This is a genomic window from Pseudarthrobacter sp. S6, assembly GCF_050156575.1.
Taxonomy (GTDB): Bacteria; Actinomycetota; Actinomycetes; order Actinomycetales; family Micrococcaceae; genus Arthrobacter.
Genome location: NZ_CP189581.1, coordinates 1,169,240 through 1,184,737 on the forward strand (window position 1 = coordinate 1,169,240; position 15,498 = coordinate 1,184,737).

14 protein-coding genes are annotated in these 15,498 nt (G+C 65.9%); 7 read left to right on the forward strand and 7 right to left on the reverse strand.

The window, feature by feature from the left end:
- Window positions 1–556: 556 nt before the first annotated feature.
- From ACQCS0_RS05735 to allB, 3 genes are read left to right on the forward strand one after another with little or no spacing between them, the layout of a single operon-like run.
- Complete coding sequence (locus tag ACQCS0_RS05735; protein ID WP_354154219.1) at window positions 557–2,041, forward strand: NCS1 family nucleobase:cation symporter-1; 1,485 nt, start codon at window positions 557–559, stop codon at window positions 2,039–2,041.
- 40 nt (window positions 2,042–2,081) lie between these two features.
- Complete coding sequence (locus tag ACQCS0_RS05740; RefSeq protein ID WP_354154053.1) at window positions 2,082–2,846, forward strand: aspartate/glutamate racemase family protein; 765 nt, start codon at window positions 2,082–2,084, stop codon at window positions 2,844–2,846.
- Window positions 2,839–4,191, forward strand: coding sequence for an allantoinase AllB (allB, locus tag ACQCS0_RS05745; RefSeq protein ID WP_354224307.1), 1,353 nt, complete (start codon window positions 2,839–2,841; stop codon window positions 4,189–4,191). The genes ACQCS0_RS05740 and allB overlap by 8 nt, the downstream gene beginning before the upstream one ends.
- 213 nt (window positions 4,192–4,404) lie before the next feature.
- Here allB and ACQCS0_RS05750 read toward each other — a convergent pair whose 3' ends face one another.
- A complete protein-coding gene (locus ACQCS0_RS05750) occupies window positions 4,405–4,863 on the reverse strand; it encodes a recombinase family protein (protein ID WP_426940217.1) in 459 nt (152 codons plus the stop codon).
- Window positions 4,864–4,866: 3 nt separating this feature from the next.
- Window positions 4,867–5,268, reverse strand: coding sequence for a sigma factor (locus ACQCS0_RS05755; RefSeq protein WP_426940095.1), 402 nt, complete (start codon window positions 5,266–5,268; stop codon window positions 4,867–4,869).
- Window positions 5,269–5,493: 225 nt separating this feature from the next.
- On the opposite strand from ACQCS0_RS05755, the gene ACQCS0_RS05760 reads away from it, so the two are divergent.
- Window positions 5,494–5,988, forward strand: coding sequence for a hypothetical protein (locus tag ACQCS0_RS05760; RefSeq protein WP_354154051.1), 495 nt, complete (start codon window positions 5,494–5,496; stop codon window positions 5,986–5,988).
- Between the two features lie 308 nt (window positions 5,989–6,296).
- Here ACQCS0_RS05760 and ACQCS0_RS05765 read toward each other — a convergent pair whose 3' ends face one another.
- Window positions 6,297–7,250, reverse strand: coding sequence for a LysR family transcriptional regulator (locus ACQCS0_RS05765; protein WP_354154050.1), 954 nt, complete (start codon window positions 7,248–7,250; stop codon window positions 6,297–6,299).
- Between the two features lie 106 nt (window positions 7,251–7,356).
- Between ACQCS0_RS05765 and ACQCS0_RS05770 the strand changes: the two genes are divergently transcribed.
- Together ACQCS0_RS05770 and ACQCS0_RS05775 are read left to right on the forward strand one after the other, a co-directional pair.
- Window positions 7,357–8,544 carry a TDT family transporter gene (locus ACQCS0_RS05770; protein WP_354154049.1) on the forward strand — a complete coding sequence of 396 codons (1,188 nt, stop codon included), beginning with the start codon at window positions 7,357–7,359 and terminating at the stop codon, window positions 8,542–8,544.
- 116 nt (window positions 8,545–8,660) lie between these two features.
- Window positions 8,661–9,743, forward strand: coding sequence for an IS630 family transposase (locus ACQCS0_RS05775; RefSeq protein ID WP_354154048.1), 1,083 nt, complete (start codon window positions 8,661–8,663; stop codon window positions 9,741–9,743).
- 103 nt (window positions 9,744–9,846) lie between these two features.
- On the opposite strand, the gene ACQCS0_RS05780 is transcribed toward ACQCS0_RS05775, so the two are convergent.
- Both ACQCS0_RS05780 and ACQCS0_RS05785 read right to left on the reverse strand, forming a co-directional pair.
- Window positions 9,847–10,941: a hypothetical protein gene (locus tag ACQCS0_RS05780; protein WP_354154047.1), complete on the reverse strand. Its 1,095-nt coding sequence runs from the start codon at window positions 10,939–10,941 to the stop codon at window positions 9,847–9,849.
- A gap of 166 nt (window positions 10,942–11,107) precedes the next feature.
- Complete coding sequence (locus tag ACQCS0_RS05785; RefSeq protein ID WP_354154046.1) at window positions 11,108–11,818, reverse strand: TetR/AcrR family transcriptional regulator C-terminal domain-containing protein; 711 nt, start codon at window positions 11,816–11,818, stop codon at window positions 11,108–11,110.
- Between the two features lie 358 nt (window positions 11,819–12,176).
- On the opposite strand from ACQCS0_RS05785, the gene ACQCS0_RS05790 reads away from it, so the two are divergent.
- Complete coding sequence (locus ACQCS0_RS05790; protein ID WP_354154045.1) at window positions 12,177–12,473, forward strand: hypothetical protein; 297 nt, start codon at window positions 12,177–12,179, stop codon at window positions 12,471–12,473.
- A 67-nt stretch (window positions 12,474–12,540) separates the two neighbouring features.
- On the opposite strand, the gene ACQCS0_RS05795 is transcribed toward ACQCS0_RS05790, so the two are convergent.
- Entirely contained in the window at window positions 12,541–13,989 is a 1,449-nt protein-coding gene (locus tag ACQCS0_RS05795; protein WP_354154218.1) for an NADH-quinone oxidoreductase subunit N, read from the reverse strand.
- A 15-nt stretch (window positions 13,990–14,004) separates the two neighbouring features.
- The gene (locus ACQCS0_RS05800; RefSeq protein ID WP_354154044.1) at window positions 14,005–15,498 is read right to left on the reverse strand and encodes an NADH-quinone oxidoreductase subunit M; all 1,494 of its coding nucleotides are present in this window, start codon (window positions 15,496–15,498) and stop codon (window positions 14,005–14,007) included.

A 15,498-nucleotide genomic window follows, 5' to 3' on the forward strand; every position in this document is an offset into this window, starting at 1 on the left:
AGATGGAAAGTTTATTTCCTATTGTGAAAATGTGTGACTTGGCTTACTGTTTAGCTACGCCCTCAACGATGAGGGCAGGTTTCAAGTGATTGGTCTGAATCCATGTACATCTCACAACCTGCGGGGCTGAAAGCGAGTTCGGTCCTTGCCGGGAGGAACGCAGCTCTGATGCGCCTCCTCTTGACCAGCTCTGATCGCCCCGGCGGCGCCTTCAGACCCCGATCGCCGTGGGCAGATCCCCGCAGCTGACAGGTTCGGAATTACAGGCGGCCCGTACCGCCGTCGCTTTGGCATCACCTGCACGATTTTCCGTACATCCGATCTTCCTGACTTCCGGCTACTGACGCCATTTCCCCGGCGCAGTTTTCCCGGTGGACCGACCGGCCGACGTGCGGCCACGTCCCCACTCCTTCGTATACAGCATTTGGTATAGCCAAAATCTTCATTCCAGAGAGGCATTTCCATGAATATGGTGCCGGATACAACCCGTCCCGCAGATAAAGCCGTCCCCGAAGTCACCGTGGACCACCACCGCCATGAGCACCACGACCCCATCATGCACCAGCCGCCGGTCAGCGCCGAGGCTCTGGGCCTGTCGCCGACCAGTGCCCGGCTTTACAACCAGGATCTTGCCCCGACGAAGATGGCCGGGCGCAGGTGGACCGCGTACAGTATCTTCACCCTCTGGGCGAACGACGTGCACAGCCTGGGCAACTACGGGTTCGCGATCGGGCTTTTCGCCCTGGGTCTTGGCGCCTGGCAGATCCTGCTGGCCCTTGGTGTCGGTGCGGTGCTGCTGTTCCTGCTCCTGACCTTCTCCGGCTTCATGGGCCACAAGACGGGCGTCCCGTTCCCCGTCATGAGCCGTATCGCCTTCGGGATCCACGGTGCCCAGATTCCGGCGCTCATCCGTGGCGGCGTGGCAATCGTGTGGTTTGGCATCCAGACGTATCTTGCCTCGCTGGTCCTCAGGGTGCTGCTTATCGCACTGGCGCCGGGACTCGCTGACCTGGACAAGAATGACATCCTGGGCCTGTCCACTCTGGGCTGGGCCGCGTTCGTCTTCCTCTGGGTGGTCCAGGTCATCATCGTCCGGTACGGCATGGACATGATCCGCAAATACGAAGCGTTCGCCGGGCCCATCATCCTGGTCACCATGGCCGGCCTCGCCATCTGGATGTTTCTCCAGGCCGGCGGGTCCATCGCTTTGTCCACCCACGATGCCCTCACCGGCGGCGCGATGTGGCGCGAAATCTTCGCCGGCGGCGCACTCTGGGTCTCCATCTACGCGACCTTCGTCCTGAACTTCTGCGACTTCACCCGTTCCTCCACCACCCGCCGGTCCATCATCAAGGGCAACTTCTGGGGCATCCCCGTGAACATGCTGTTCTTCGGCATCATCGTGGTCGTCATCACCGGAGCCCAGTTCAAAATCAACGGCGCCATCATCGGCAGCCCCTCCGACATCGTCCAGTCCATCCCCAACACTTTCCTGCTCGTGCTGGCCGCCCTCGCGCTCCTGGTGCTCACCATCGCGGTGAACCTGATGGCGAACTTCGTAGCCCCCATCTATGCACTGACGAACCTCATGCCCAAGCGGCTCGACTTCCGCCGCGCCAGCCTGGTCAGCGCCATCATCGGCCTGGTCATCCTGCCCTGGAACCTCTACAACAACCCCGCCGTGATCGTGTACTTCCTCGGCGGCCTCGGAGCCCTGCTCGGACCGCTCTTTGGCGTCATCATGGCCGACTACTGGCTCATCCGCAAGACCAGAATCAACGTCCCCGAGCTCTACACCGAAGTCAGCAACGGCTCCTACTTCTACCGCAACGGCGTCAACATGCGGGCCGTCGGCGCCTTCATCCCGGCCGCGGTCATCTCGCTCCTCATCGCCTTCATCCCCGCCCTGCAACCGGTCGCGGCGTTCTCCTGGTTCATCGGCGCCGGCATCGGAGCCATCGCCTACCTCGTCGTCGCCGACCGCAAACGGACCTTCCACGACGTTTCCGGGGAACCGATCGCCGTCCCCAGCCTCCACTGAGGCCGTCCCAGCCATACCGAAAGCCAACCGGAAAGTAACCATGCGCATCCTCGTCGCCAACGTCAACACCACAGCATCCATGACCGAATCAATTGCCGCCCAGGCCCGCGCGGCCGCTGCCCCCGGGACAGAAATCATCGGCCTAACACCCCGATTCGGCGCCGACTCCTGCGAGGGCAACTTTGAAAGCTACCTTGCGGCCATCGCAGTCATGGACGCCGTTCTCGCCTACCCGGAACCGTTCGACGCCGTCATCCAGGCCGGTTACGGCGAGCACGGGCGGGAAGGGCTCCAGGAGCTGCTGGACGTCCCGGTCGTCGACATCACTGAAGCGGCCGCCAGCACGGCCATGTTCCTCGGCCACAAATACTCTGTCGTCACCACCTTGGACCGCACCGTGCCGCTCATTGAAGACCGGCTAAAACTCGCCGGGCTGGACGCCCGGTGTGCCTCCGTCCGTGCCAGCGGCCTCGGCGTCCTCGAACTTGAAGAATTCCCGGAGCGGGCTGTGGAAGCTATCCTTGCCCAATCCACGCACGCCGTTGAGGAAGACAAAGCAGAGGTCATCGTCCTCGGATGCGGAGGGATGTCAGGCCTGGATGCGCAGATCCGAACACGCCTCGGTGTCCCCGTGGTTGACGGCGTCGCGGCCGCAGTCACAATCGCAGAATCCCTGGTCCGCCTTGGCCTGTCCACCTCCAAGGTCCGCACCTACGCACCGCCCCGCCCGAAAACCGTAACTGGCTGGCCGTTCCCGGCCAACCTGCGCAACTCTGGGAACGCAAAGGTGAGCATCAATGACTGAAGCAACGGAATTCGCGTTTGACCTGGTCATCCGTGGCCAGCGCATCCTCACCACTGCCGGCATCACCGCCCGTGAAGTGGGCGTCCGCGGCGGCGTGATCGTGGCCATCGAACCGTTCGGCAACGGCCTCACCGGCGGCCAGGTCATTGACCTGGCCGACGACGAAACCCTGATCCCCGGCCTCGTGGACACCCATGTCCACGTCAACGAGCCTGGCCGCACCGAGTGGGAGGGCTTCGCCTCCGCCACCCGCGCGGCCGCCGCCGGCGGTGTTACCACCATCATCGACATGCCGCTGAACTCCATCCCGCCCACCACCACCGTGGAAGGCCTCAAGCTCAAGCGCGAGGTGGCCGAGGACCAGGCGTTTGTGGACGTCGGCTTCTGGGGCGGTGCCGTACCGGGCAACAAGAAGGACCTCCGCGGCCTCCATGACGAGGGCGTCTTCGGCTTCAAGTGCTTCCTGCTGCACTCCGGCGTGGACGAATTCCCGCACCTCGAAGCGGACGAGATGGAGGAGGACATGGCCGAGCTCAAGTCCTTCGACTCCCTGATGATCGTCCACGCCGAGGACTCCCACGCGATCGACCGCGCCCCGCACCCGGGCGGTGACCACTACGAAACGTTCCTGGCCTCCCGCCCGCGCGGTGCCGAGAACAAGGCCATCGCCGAGGTCATCGAGCGCGCCCGCTGGACCGGCGCCCGCGCCCACATCCTGCACCTCTCGTCCTCCGACGCGCTGCCCATGATCGCCAGTGCGAAGCGCGACGGCGTTCACCTCACCGTGGAGACGTGCCCGCACTACCTGACCCTGATGGCCGAGGAAATCCCCGACGGCGCCACCGCCTACAAGTGCTGCCCGCCGATCCGTGAGGCCTCCAACCGCGAGCTGCTCTGGAAGGGCCTGCAGGAGGGCACCATCGACTGCATCGTCTCGGACCACTCCCCCTCCACCCTGGACCTGAAAGACCTGGAAAACGGCGACTTCGCCGTGGCCTGGGGCGGCGTCTCATCGCTGCAGCTGGGGCTGTCCCTGATCTGGACCGAGGCCCGGCACCGCGGCATCACCCTGGAACAGGTGGTGTCCTGGATGGCTGAGAAGCCGGCCGCACTGGCCCGCCTGCACAACAAGGGCCAGCTTGCCCTCGGTTACGACGCGGACTTCTCCATCTTCGCGCCGGACGACGCTTTCGTCGTCGACGTCACCAAGCTCAAGCACAAGAACCCCATCACGCCCTACGACGGCAAAGCGCTCTCCGGCGTCGTCCGCAAAACGTTCCTTCGCGGCAGCGAGATCGACGGCCGCACGCCCAGCGGCAAGCTGATCCGCCGCGGCGGCGTCTGAGGCGCAGCGCGATGGCCGTAAACGTCCACGCCCCCTACCCGCGGCCGCGCGCCGGCGCCCGCGTCGGCTTCAGCCCGGGACCTGGCACGGGCTATCTTCACCCTCACGCTCAACCGAAAAGGTGCCATCCTGAAGGCCGCCCACCATCCCATGGTGTGCAGAGGACTTCTGACATCTGGATGTCAGAAGTGCCGTGCACGGTCATCCAAATCTTCAGAAGTCCCGTGCACCAACCACAGCAGCTACGGAGTCGAAACCTTGGCCGGTCTTCGATGCCGGGACCCAGCGGTAGAGGGTAGGTACAGAGACGCCGAGGTTTTTGGCGACTTCCTTGAGCGGAGTGCCCTCGCAGAGGAGCTTTCGTGCGGAGCGGATTTTGGAATCCGTCATGATGCGTTGGCGGCCGCCGACCCTGCCTTGTTCCCTCGCCGCCCGCAGGCCGGCCTGGGTACGTTCGACCATGAGCTCCCGCTCCACCTGGGCCAGGGAAGCCATAATCTTGAAGAAGAAGCGCCCGGAAGCGGTCGTGGTGTCGATCGCGTCGGTCAGGCTGATAAAATCAATTCCGCCGTCGCATAACCCGCCGGCGAAGTCCAGCAGGTCTTTAACCCTCCGCCCGCGACGGTCCAGCTTCCATACGACGAGGGTGTCACCGTTGCGTAGTTGGTCCAGTGCTTAAGCGAGGCCTGGGCGCGTGGCTTTGGTTCCGCTGATGGTGATGACCTCGCCGTGCCCAGCACTGAGCCGGGCCAGTGCTTCTTCCATCAGCAGCTTCATCAACAGCCCGTCCACGTGCTCGACCGTAACCGCCATCTGCTCCAGGTCCTCCGTCTGCGTTTGTTGGGGCCGGCGCTGCTGACGGCGGAAATTGTCGATGACGATGTTTCTGGCCGTCCGGAAAAGGTAACCGCGCATACTGGTGGTGATTCCGGGGGCCTGCTGCCAGATGCGCAGAATCGTTTCCTGCACGACGCCTTCGGCCTGCTCCGGGCTCGATGTTATCCCGATCACGAAGCGTCGTAGCGCCGGCGCATGCTCCCGGTAGATCTCTGCGACTATCTGCTCATCCAGTGGCATGGACGCCCCTGACATCTCGATGGAACGGGCTCTACCCGCTACGACGCCCATGGCCGGGAAAAGTTCAGCCGTAAAAAATTCTGCCCCCGGTTGAACCATTCTCACCACCAGCGCCGTCTTAGGGCATAGCGGCAACCCGCGCCGTGCAGATCCACAGCAACGACCGGCTGAGAGCAGGCCGTGTGTATCTGTCCCAAAGATCTGTTTTTAGAGGAGTCATATTTCATGAACACGAGACTGAGCATAGCCATGGCGGCGCTGTCCCTTTCCGCTCTGGCCCTGACCGGCTGCGGCGCATCGACAACGACCTCCACCGGAACCACGTCAGCCCCGGCCGCGCCCGCCACCAGCGCCGCCCCGGCAGATCTGGCGACCGCGAAAACCTCCCTGGGGACCACGGTTGTCAACAACAAGGGCATGTCCGTCTATGTTTTCGACAAGGACGTCAAAGACTCCGGGAAAAGTGCCTGCACCGGGGCCTGCCTGTCCATCTGGTCGGCGGTGACCGCCGGATCCGGGACCCCGGTAGTGGAGGGTGTCACCGGAAAGGTCGGCGTGATCACCACCGACGCCGGGACCAGGCAAGTCACGCTCAACGGGATGCCCCTGTACATCTACACCAAAGACACCGCCCCGGGCGACGTTAAGGGCCAAGGCTTCAACAAGATCTGGTGGGTCATCAACCCCACCGGGGAAAAGATCAGCACGCCCGCCGGATAACAGGTGCAACGCAGGGCCCCGGCCGCCGCCGGCCCATTAGCTGGCCGCCCGAGGAACGTGTGTCGGCAAGAACGGTTGCCAACAGTTACCAGACCATGGCCCCTCGGCCCCTCTCTCGGTCCGCGATACAGCGCCGCGCCAATCCCGCCCGCGTAACTCAGCAGCCGACGCGGCGAATTCCCAGCCAGCGAGGAAATAGTCCCCTACTGCCGTCGCGGGTATTGTGTTCTCTCCTCCGAACCCGTGTGCCTGCGTCACTCCAGGGGCCGCCGTGCCCGTCAGGCAAAGCATTACAACCGCGCCGGGTTTCATGCCTTCCGGCGGGTGCTGGTTCCCGGAACAGCTCTGGCGGCGATGGCTGCCAGATCCCGGGCCGGCCCCGGCGGGGGTGTTGGACCGGTCTGCCACAGGGCGGTCAGGGTGCGGCGCAGGGGCAGCCCACGGACGGGGACGGCGATGAGCCGGTGCAGGGCAAGGTCGTCACGGACGGCCAGTGCGCTGAGTACTCCGGGGGCCGTGCCGGCGGCGATGGCGGAGCGGACGGCCGCCGTCGTGGATAGTTCCACCAGCGGCTCTGCCAGGGGCGGGGCCCCGGCGGTGGTGAGCAGGTGCTCGAGGGCGTCCCGGGTTCCGCTGCCGTGTTCCCTGGTGACCAGCGCGGTTGCTGCCAGTTCGCCTGCTGTGACGGGTGTCCGTCGCCGGGCCCAGGGATGCTGCGGTGCGACGACCAGGACCATGTCATCGTCCTGCACCGCCGTGGCGCTCAAGTCCGGGGGAAGGTGCGGGCTTTCGATGAAACCGATGGCTGCCTGTCCGGAGCGGACCAGGGCTACGGTGGCTTCACTGTTGTTCACCGTCAGCTCCACGACCGTGGGGACGAGTCCGAGACTCTCCTGCTGGCGGCGCAGCGCGACCAGCCAGAGGGGCAGCAGGTGTTCGGCGATGGTCTGGCTGGCCGCGACCTTCAGCTGCCGGACGGTGTCGGAACGCAGCGAGGCGATTCCGGCGTCGAGCCGTTCCGCCGCTGAGAGGACCTCCGCCGCCCACCCGGCGACCAGTGCACCTGATTCTGTCAGGGTGGAACCCCGCGGGGTCCGGGTCAGCAGGGCGGACCCGATCTGGGACTCCAGGGAACGCATCCGGGAGGAGACAGCCTGCTGGGACAGTCCCAGGTGTTTCCCCGCGGCGGAGAGGGATCCCAGATCATGGACCGCGGCCAGCATTTCCAGGGCGGAGAGCTCCGGTATCCGGGGGCTGAGCATCGGGGAATCTCCTTCAGAAACGTCACGTGCGGTACAAGTCCGGCTTGTACCCTGACAAGTCTATGCCGCCTACTGCGGCAGGTCCGGAACCGGGAGCATTGAAGACATGGGAACACTGCTGCTGACCGCCGACAACCACCACACCGCACCACCGGCACCGCCCCCGGGCGGGCGCCCCGGGGACCGGCGCGTCCTGCGCCGTCTGGAGAAGCCGTCGGAGCTGTTCGCGAACCTGACCCCTAACTGGTTCGCCTCCATTATGGGTACCGGGATCGTCGCGACTGCCGCCGCCACACTGCCCGTCCAGTTCCCCGGCCTGCGCACCGGCGCCACCGTCGTCTGGGCCCTGGCGTCGCTGCTGCTGATCCTGTTGATGGCCGCGACTGGGGTGCACTGGATCCGGCACCGGGAAACCGCCCAAAGCCACCACAGCCACCCGGTCATGGCGCAGTTCTACGGCGCACCGCCCATGGCGCTGCTCACCGTCGGCGCCGGGACCCTGCTGCTGGGCAAAGACATCATGGGAGAACAGTTGGCGCTCGGCATCGATGCGGTGCTCTGGACCGCCGGGACCCTGCTGGGGCTGGCCAGCGCAGTCGCGGTCCCGTACCTGCAGTTCACCCGGCACCAGGTCACGCAGGACAGCGCGTTCGGCGGCTGGCTGATGCCCGTCGTCCCTCCGATGGTTTCGGCCTCCACCGGGGCACTGCTGCTGCCCTACGTCCCGGCCGGGCAGGCACGCCTGACCCTGCTGATGGGCTGCTACGCGATGTTCGGACTGAGCCTGCTGGCCTCCATCATCATCATCACCCTGATCTGGAACCGACTCGCCGGACACAAGATCGGGGCCGCCGCGGCCGTTCCCACCTTGTGGATCGTGCTGGGCCCGCTGGGCCAGTCCATCACCGCCGCGAACCTCCTGGGTGGGAACGCCCACCTCGCCGTGTCCGGGACCCTGGCCCGGGCGATGGAAGCCTTCGGCGTCCTGTACGGGGTGCCGGTCCTGGGCTTCGTGCTCATGTGGGCCGGACTCGCAACCGCCATCACCATCCGCATCGCCCGCCAGGGCCTGCCGTTCTCCCTGACCTGGTGGTCCTTCACCTTCCCCATCGGAACCTGCGTCACCGGCCTGACCGGCCTCGCCGCCCACACCCACCTCGCCGTGTTCGACGCGATGGCCGTTGCCGGCTACACCCTGCTCGTGGCCGCCTGGATCATCGTCGCCGCCTGGACCTTCCACGGCAGCATCCTCGAAGGCAATCTCTTCCAGAAACCCGTAACGACCGCCCCGTAGGCGGGCCGCAGCGGACCAACGGCCCAGCGGCTCCTCACCGGCAGTCCTCGCAAACAAGCACCGAGTGTAGCGTGTCGTTGATTCCTTTGGGTCTGGTTGTTTGCCAGACTTGGTCCATGGTGTATCTGGCAAGGGCATTGGAATTGCGTGACGGGGACCGGGGAGCTCTGGAGGCGCTGACGCGCGGGAAAGCATCTACCGCGACGGTGGCGTTGCGGGCGCGGACGGTCTTATTGGCTGCCGACGGGATGCCGAATGTCCAGATCGAGAAGATCACCGGGTTTTCGGCACCCACGGTTTTGAAGTGGCGCAACCGCTATGCGGAGGGCGGGATCGAGGCCCTGTCCGATGTCCAGCGCCCGGGCCGGGAGCGGGAAATCGACGAGCTTGCCCTGGTCGCGGACACTCTGACCAATGACGGGATCCCGCCGGCGGAGATGGGGATCTGGCACTGGTCCGCCCGGATTATGGCCGAACGCCACGGGATCTCCTTTTCCTCTGTGGCCCGGATCTGGCGCCGGTGGAAAATCCAGCCGCACCGGATCGAGACGTTCAAGTTCTCCACCGATCCCGCCCTGGAGTCCAAGCTCCGGGACGTGGTGGGCCTGTACATGTCCCCGCCGGAAAACGCGGTGGTGGTGAGTATCCATGAGAAGACGCAGATCCAGGCCCTGTCCCGCACCGGCCCGGTCCAGCCGCTGTCCCCGACGCATCCGCTGCAGCAGACCCACGACTACAAGCGCAACGGCACCACCACCTTGTTCGCCGCCCTGGAGGTCCTAACCGGCAAACTCAGCGCGAACGCCTTCTACCCAAAGCACACCAACATCGAGTTCGCCGATTTCCTGGGCCGGGTCGCCGACGCCCACCCCGGGGTTGAGCTGCATGTCATCTGCGACAACTATGCGACCCATAAGCACCAGAACGTGAAGGACTGGCTGGCCGAGAATCCGCGCGCGAGCCTGCATTTCACCCCTACCAGCTGTTCCTGGCTGAACATGGTGGAAATCTTCTTCGGGATCATCACCCGCCAGTGCCTCAAACGCGGGGCATTCAGCTCGGTCAAAGAGCTGGAAGCAACCATGGAACGCTACATCGAGAACTACAACCAGGACGCCAAACCATTCACCTGGACCAAGTCAGCGGACTATCTCCTGGGCAAGATGAAACGCAAACAAACCATTAACACGCAGCACTAGATTGCCCCTGACGACACTCTCAGGAGTACCGGGCCTAATCGCGGTGGGTGCCGTTTGACCGCTCGCCGCGGTCAGGTTCGGCAACCTAACCCACCGACGCGCGTCAGCGCACCCGGATGTTAGAAGGCTTCCCTGGAACGTCCAGCGGCTTCATGCCCGCGGCCCGAGCCTGCAGCACACACCACTTACGCAGCGGCATACCCAGCACCTTGGGCAGCGAACCGTGGTGCCGCTTCACCAGCGGCGTCCCCACGGACCCGAAAAGGGAGATGCTGATACCGGTCTCTCCATGCAGCAGCCGATCCGCAAGCACCAGCTTCCAAGCTTTCGCCAGTGCCTTGGCTGCGGCGTCGGAGTTGCCGTTGACGCCTTGGAAGCTTTGCGCCAGGTGGGCGTTCATTCGCTGGTGCTCGGTCAGGGTAGGGGATACAGGCGCCGGGGCGGTCCTTGTCGCTGCAGGCCGCGGCTGGACGGTAACGGAGCCCCGGGCGATCAGTGTGAGGTCGGCGAGTTCGACGTGCAGCGCGGCGATCTGCCGGTGAATGGCGCTGATCCGTTGGACGAAGTCGGTGTCCCCACCCGCCAATGGACCTCGCAGCTTGGCTTTAACTTCGGCAGGTGATGTTGTGCGGAACAGCGCACAAAGCGCGGTCGCTACGCGAAGCCGGGCGCCTTCTTCTGACATCACCAGCGGCGACCGGCTGGTCGAGTTCGAAATCACGGCAGCCAAAGCCGGAAGGCTGCCGTACACCTTGCCCCAGCGGATCCGCTCGATGGCTGTCCTCCCGTCCACCTGCGGCGAGTAGACGCTCTGCATAAGCAACAGCTGCTGCGGATCGAAAGCGGGGAAGTGCTGCGGAAGGATCTCGGCCCGCAGGACTGAGCGGACCGCATCGAGCTGCCGCGAGACCTGCTCTATCGGATTGGGGACCGCCATGCCGCCGTCAAGCCTCCAGGGTTCACCCGTATCGGTTGCCGACACCACACGTTGCGGGAAACCCTTCCACTCGCTGACCATAAGTGTCCCGTGACGCACGTTGTAGAAGAGCCAGTCAATTTCGGCAACAGGCTTGCCAGGGGCATCAACCCGGCAATTGCTGAACGCCCACACGTCGTCGTCCAGCAGCCCACACAGGATTGTGACGTCGCGGTCAGAGGGACGGTGCGCCGCCGAATTGGCGGAAGGAAAATGCAGCAACGTAGGCCTTCTGGGGCGCTGGAACCGGCAGAGGGGACCCCGCACCCACAGCCCGCAGCGCGACGTGCGCTACGCCATCATGACTGGGCGCAGGTTCCATCCGCAAGTATCTCCAGCCGGGGAGTGCGGCTCAGCGGGATGGGGCCCGGAGGGATGAAGCCGGGAGTTACTGCGCCGGCTGGCGGGCAGGGGCGAGGCGGGCGGCGAGGCCACTGAGCAGGATGGTGATTCCCTCGTCGAGTTCTGCCATTCCGTCGTAGTCGACCAGGACGGGGGCGAGGGCGCGCAGGCGCGGGAACTCCTTTGGCGGCAACCGGTGCAGGCCCAGACGGAGCAGGGCTTCATTCTCGTCCGGATCCACAACGAACTCCTGCAGCTCGTTGAGGATGTGACCGTACAGGTAGCCGTAGTAGGCGCGGTAGACATGGAGGGCATCGGCCGGAGAAAAGCCGGCGTCGATCAACAGCGACAGGATCTGCTCCAAGGGCCGCAGCGTCCCCAGGGGGCGAAGGCCCAAGGGGGTGGACAGAGGGCGGGTCACCAGCAGGGGCACAACATTGGGGTGCCGGAGCGCCAGGAGGCGAAGATCGTGGGCGATGCGCCGGAGCTGGGCCTGCCAGTCCGGGTCGTCAGGAAAAATGGCCAGTTCGTCAAACACCAGCTCTGACACGCCGTCGAGTAGCGCCGCGCGGTTTTCCGCATAGCGGTACAGCCCCATGGGATCCCGGCCCAGTTCCTGCCCGAGCCGGCGCATGGTGAGCGCATCGAGCCCTTCGGAATCAACCAGTTCCAGCGCCGCGGACAGCACAATTTCACGGCTGAGCCGCTTCTTGGTGCGGTGCGTCGGGCCGGACGTCGGGTTCTCTGCGGGGGGCATTGGGTTCCGTTCACATGGAGGCGGCGGTCCCTCAACAGAGGCACCAATCGATGGGGAAATTCCTCGGCAAACCCACATGGGCTTGTTTAACTTGTAGTCTACGCCTAAAGTCTACATTGTAGATAAAACGTTTATTGCCCGTTACAGGCGTCGAACCCTGGAACGCCTGGCCGTGCCGGCCCGTCACGCGAAGCTGATTAAATTCATGCGGCGTGACCTAGAACCGCCCCCGATATCACACCACACCCGAAGCTGCAGTTCCGCAGATGCCGGGTTCCCCGCTTGACGCCGTATGCGCAGTCAAGCATTGGCCGCCGCAACAACGCGGAGGCATGACCCCCAAGCGGAAGAGACTTTCATGACATCCACCCAAGCGGAAGAGGCTTCCCTGGCAGATTCGGAATTCGACCACTTCGACCAGTTCCTTCAGGAAGCCACCGCCTTTGACCCGGACGCCGGGGCAGCGCTCGGGCGGAACCGACTTTACGGGCTCTACACGAGCTGGTGCTTCGTGTCCCATGGCGCACCGGGTCCCGAAGACGCATTTTGGGCGGCCATGAAGCAAAAAGGGATCCGCCCCGGACACACCCGGCTCCGCATGAAAGGGCCTGCGGCCACCGACTACATCCTGTCCACGTATCCCGAGATGGTGTGAGGCAGATGCGCGCCACCGCAGGCGCCGCGGCATTCCTGGCATCCCGCTTAGCCCGCCGGCAGGCGGCTTAACCGGCTGACAGGCCGCCCAGCGCCGCCCATGCGAGCCCCGCTCCCACCCCCACAACCAGGACCAGCACGGCCCCGGCAACGGCGGTCCGCCCAGCCCACGGGCGCGGGCTGAACTCCCCGGCGTCGGGGGAGTCCGGTGACGCGGCGCGGAAGGCGGGGGCGAGCCAGCGCAGGTAGTAGAAGAGGCTGATCACGGTGTTGACCGCGGCCGCAAGCGTGAGCCACCAAAAGCCGCCGTCCCACGCGGCGGTGAAGACTGTCAGTTTCCCCAGGAAGACGGCGGTGGGCGGGGTCCCGACCAGGCTGAGCAGTGCCACCACCAACGCCACAGCATGCCATGGGCGGGCCGCGGCCAGGCCCTCGTAGGCGCGGAGCTCCGTCCGGTCCGGGTACGCCGCGATCACGGCGAACGCGGCGAGGTTGGTGACCGCATACCCGGCCAGGAACACCACGAGCGAGGGCAGGGCAAGCGGTACGGATCCGGCCACCGCAACAGGCATCAGCAAATACCCGGCCTGGCTGACGGTGGACCAGCCCAGCAGCCGCCGCGGGTTTGTCTGCGTGTACGCGGCCAGGTTGCCCAGCGTCATGGTGAGCACGGACAGCAACGCGATCAGCAGCGGCCAGCGCACCGTGCCGGGCATCATCTCCAGCAGCCGGTACGCGGCCAGGAAGCCGCCGATCTTCGGCACCGTCGTAGCAAACGCCGCCACCGCAGTGCCGGACCCTTCCGCGGCGTCGGGAACCCAGAAATGGCCCGGGACGGCCCCGGCCTTGAACATCAGCCCAGCGAGGACCCCCACCAGCCCCACACCGACGACGGCGGGCGCGGCCGCCGCCAGCGCGCCGCGGAGCCCGGCGTACGACGTCGACCCCGAGACCGCGTACAGCACGGTCACGCCGAGCAGCAGCAGGATCCCGAACAGCGCCCCAAGCAGGTAGGTCTTCAGGGCGGCTTCGGCCCCGGCCTTGGTGCCGCCGATCCCGATCAGGGCGTAGAGCGGGATGCTCGCGAGCAGGAAGCCCACCGCCAGCACCAGCAAGTCCGCGGCGCCGGCCAGCACCACTGCGCCGAGGGAGGCGAGCAGGATCAGCACGTACGTTTCGCTTTCCCGGGCGGTACCGCGGAGCTCGTCAACGCCGAGGGCGATCACCAGCAGCGCGGAGAGCGCGACGACGAGCCGCCCGGCAGCAGTGCCGCCGTCGAGGATGTAGCTGCCGTCATAGACCGACATTGACTCAGCCACCGGCCCGGCGGTGGAGGCAACAGCGGCGAAAGCCACGCCGGCGGCCACGGCGCTCGCAGACAAGGCCACCACCGCGATCACCCTGCTGATCCACTGCCGCTCCCGGGCTGTGAACGATCCCGCCAAGAGCGCAAGGACAGCCCCGGCCAGCAAGAACAGTTCCGGCAGCAGGGCCAGCGCGTCGGCGCCTGAGTTCATCGACTCCACCGGCGGCTAGCCTCCTGCCACGCCGACGAGCGCCGCCGAGGCCGGGGCGATGACATCCAGCAGCGGGACAGGGAACAGTCCGATCAGCACCGAAAGCACCAGCAGGCCGCCCACGGACCAGGCCTCGGCCGGGCGCAAATCCTGGAAACCTGTGGACTTACCCTTGGTGCTCCCGGTGAAGACCCGCTGCAGCGCGCGCAGGAACAGCGCTGCGGTGAGGAGGATGCCCGGCAGCGCAATGGCTGTCAGCGGGACGGTACCGATGCTGCCGGCGAAGATCTGGAACTCGGCGATGAACCCGCTGAAGCCCGGAAGCCCCAGGGAAGCGAACGCGCCCACGGCGAAGAACGCCGCAAACCGCGGGGCGGGCGCGGCGAGGCCCCCGAACGCTCCCATGCTGTAGGTCCCGGCGCGGCTGTGCAGGACACCGGCCAGGAGGAACAGGGCGCCGGTGATCAGGCCGTGGCTGACCATCTGCGTCACGGCACCGGTCACCGCCGTCTCCCGCGCCGCCGTCGCACTTTCCCCCGCGGCACCCGCGGCACCCGCAGCACCCAGCGCGAGGACAATGTAGCCCATGTGGTTCACCGAGGTATAGGCGATCATCCGTTTCAGGTCGCTCTGCGCCAGGGCCACCAGCGCACCGTAAAGGACGGACACCACGCCGACGGTGATCAGCACCGGCGCCCAGGCCCGCCACGCATCGGGCAGCAACGGCATCGCAATCCGGACGAAACCGTAGGTGCCCATCTTCAACAGCACCCCGGCCAGGACAGCCGAGCCGGTGGCGGGTGCGTCGGTGTGCGCGGGCGGCAGCCAGGTGTGGAACGGCACCGTGGGGGTCTTGACCGCCAGGCCCACCACGATCGCACCCAACACCCACACCCCGGCAGGGTTGTTCCGCAACGCGTCGGCGCGGAGCAGTTCCGGAATGTCGAAAGTGTGCGGCTCGGCGCCGAGGTAAAGCCCGATGAACCCGAGCAGCAGCGCCAGCGAGCCGAGGAACGTGTAGAGGAAGAACTTCAGCGCCGATCGGGCCCGGTCCCCGTGACCCCAGCCGGCGATGATGAAGTACATCCCCACGATGGACAGGTCGAAGAAGAGGAAAAACAGGATCAGGTCCTGGGCGGCGAACAGCCCCACGCTGGTGGCCTCCAGAAAGAGGAACAGCGACGCCCGGGGCCGCGGCCGGTCCGTGGCGTTCCAGTCGTAGATGGCGCAGGCCAGGAAGATCACGGCCGTCAGGACGATCAGCGGGAGCGAGAGCCCGTCGACGCCCACGTGGTAGCTGCTGCCCACGTTCGGGATCCAGCGCAGCTGCTCCTCATAGGCCAACCCGCCGACCCCCGGGTCACGGTACCCGGCCCAGAGCGCCGCGGTGAGCGCCACCTCGACGGCGGCCACCAGCACGAAGGCCAGGCGGGCGGCCCGTTCGGCGCGGGGCAGCGCCAGGATCAGCGCCGCCGCGGCCAGGGGGAGAAGGACGACAAGACTGAGCAA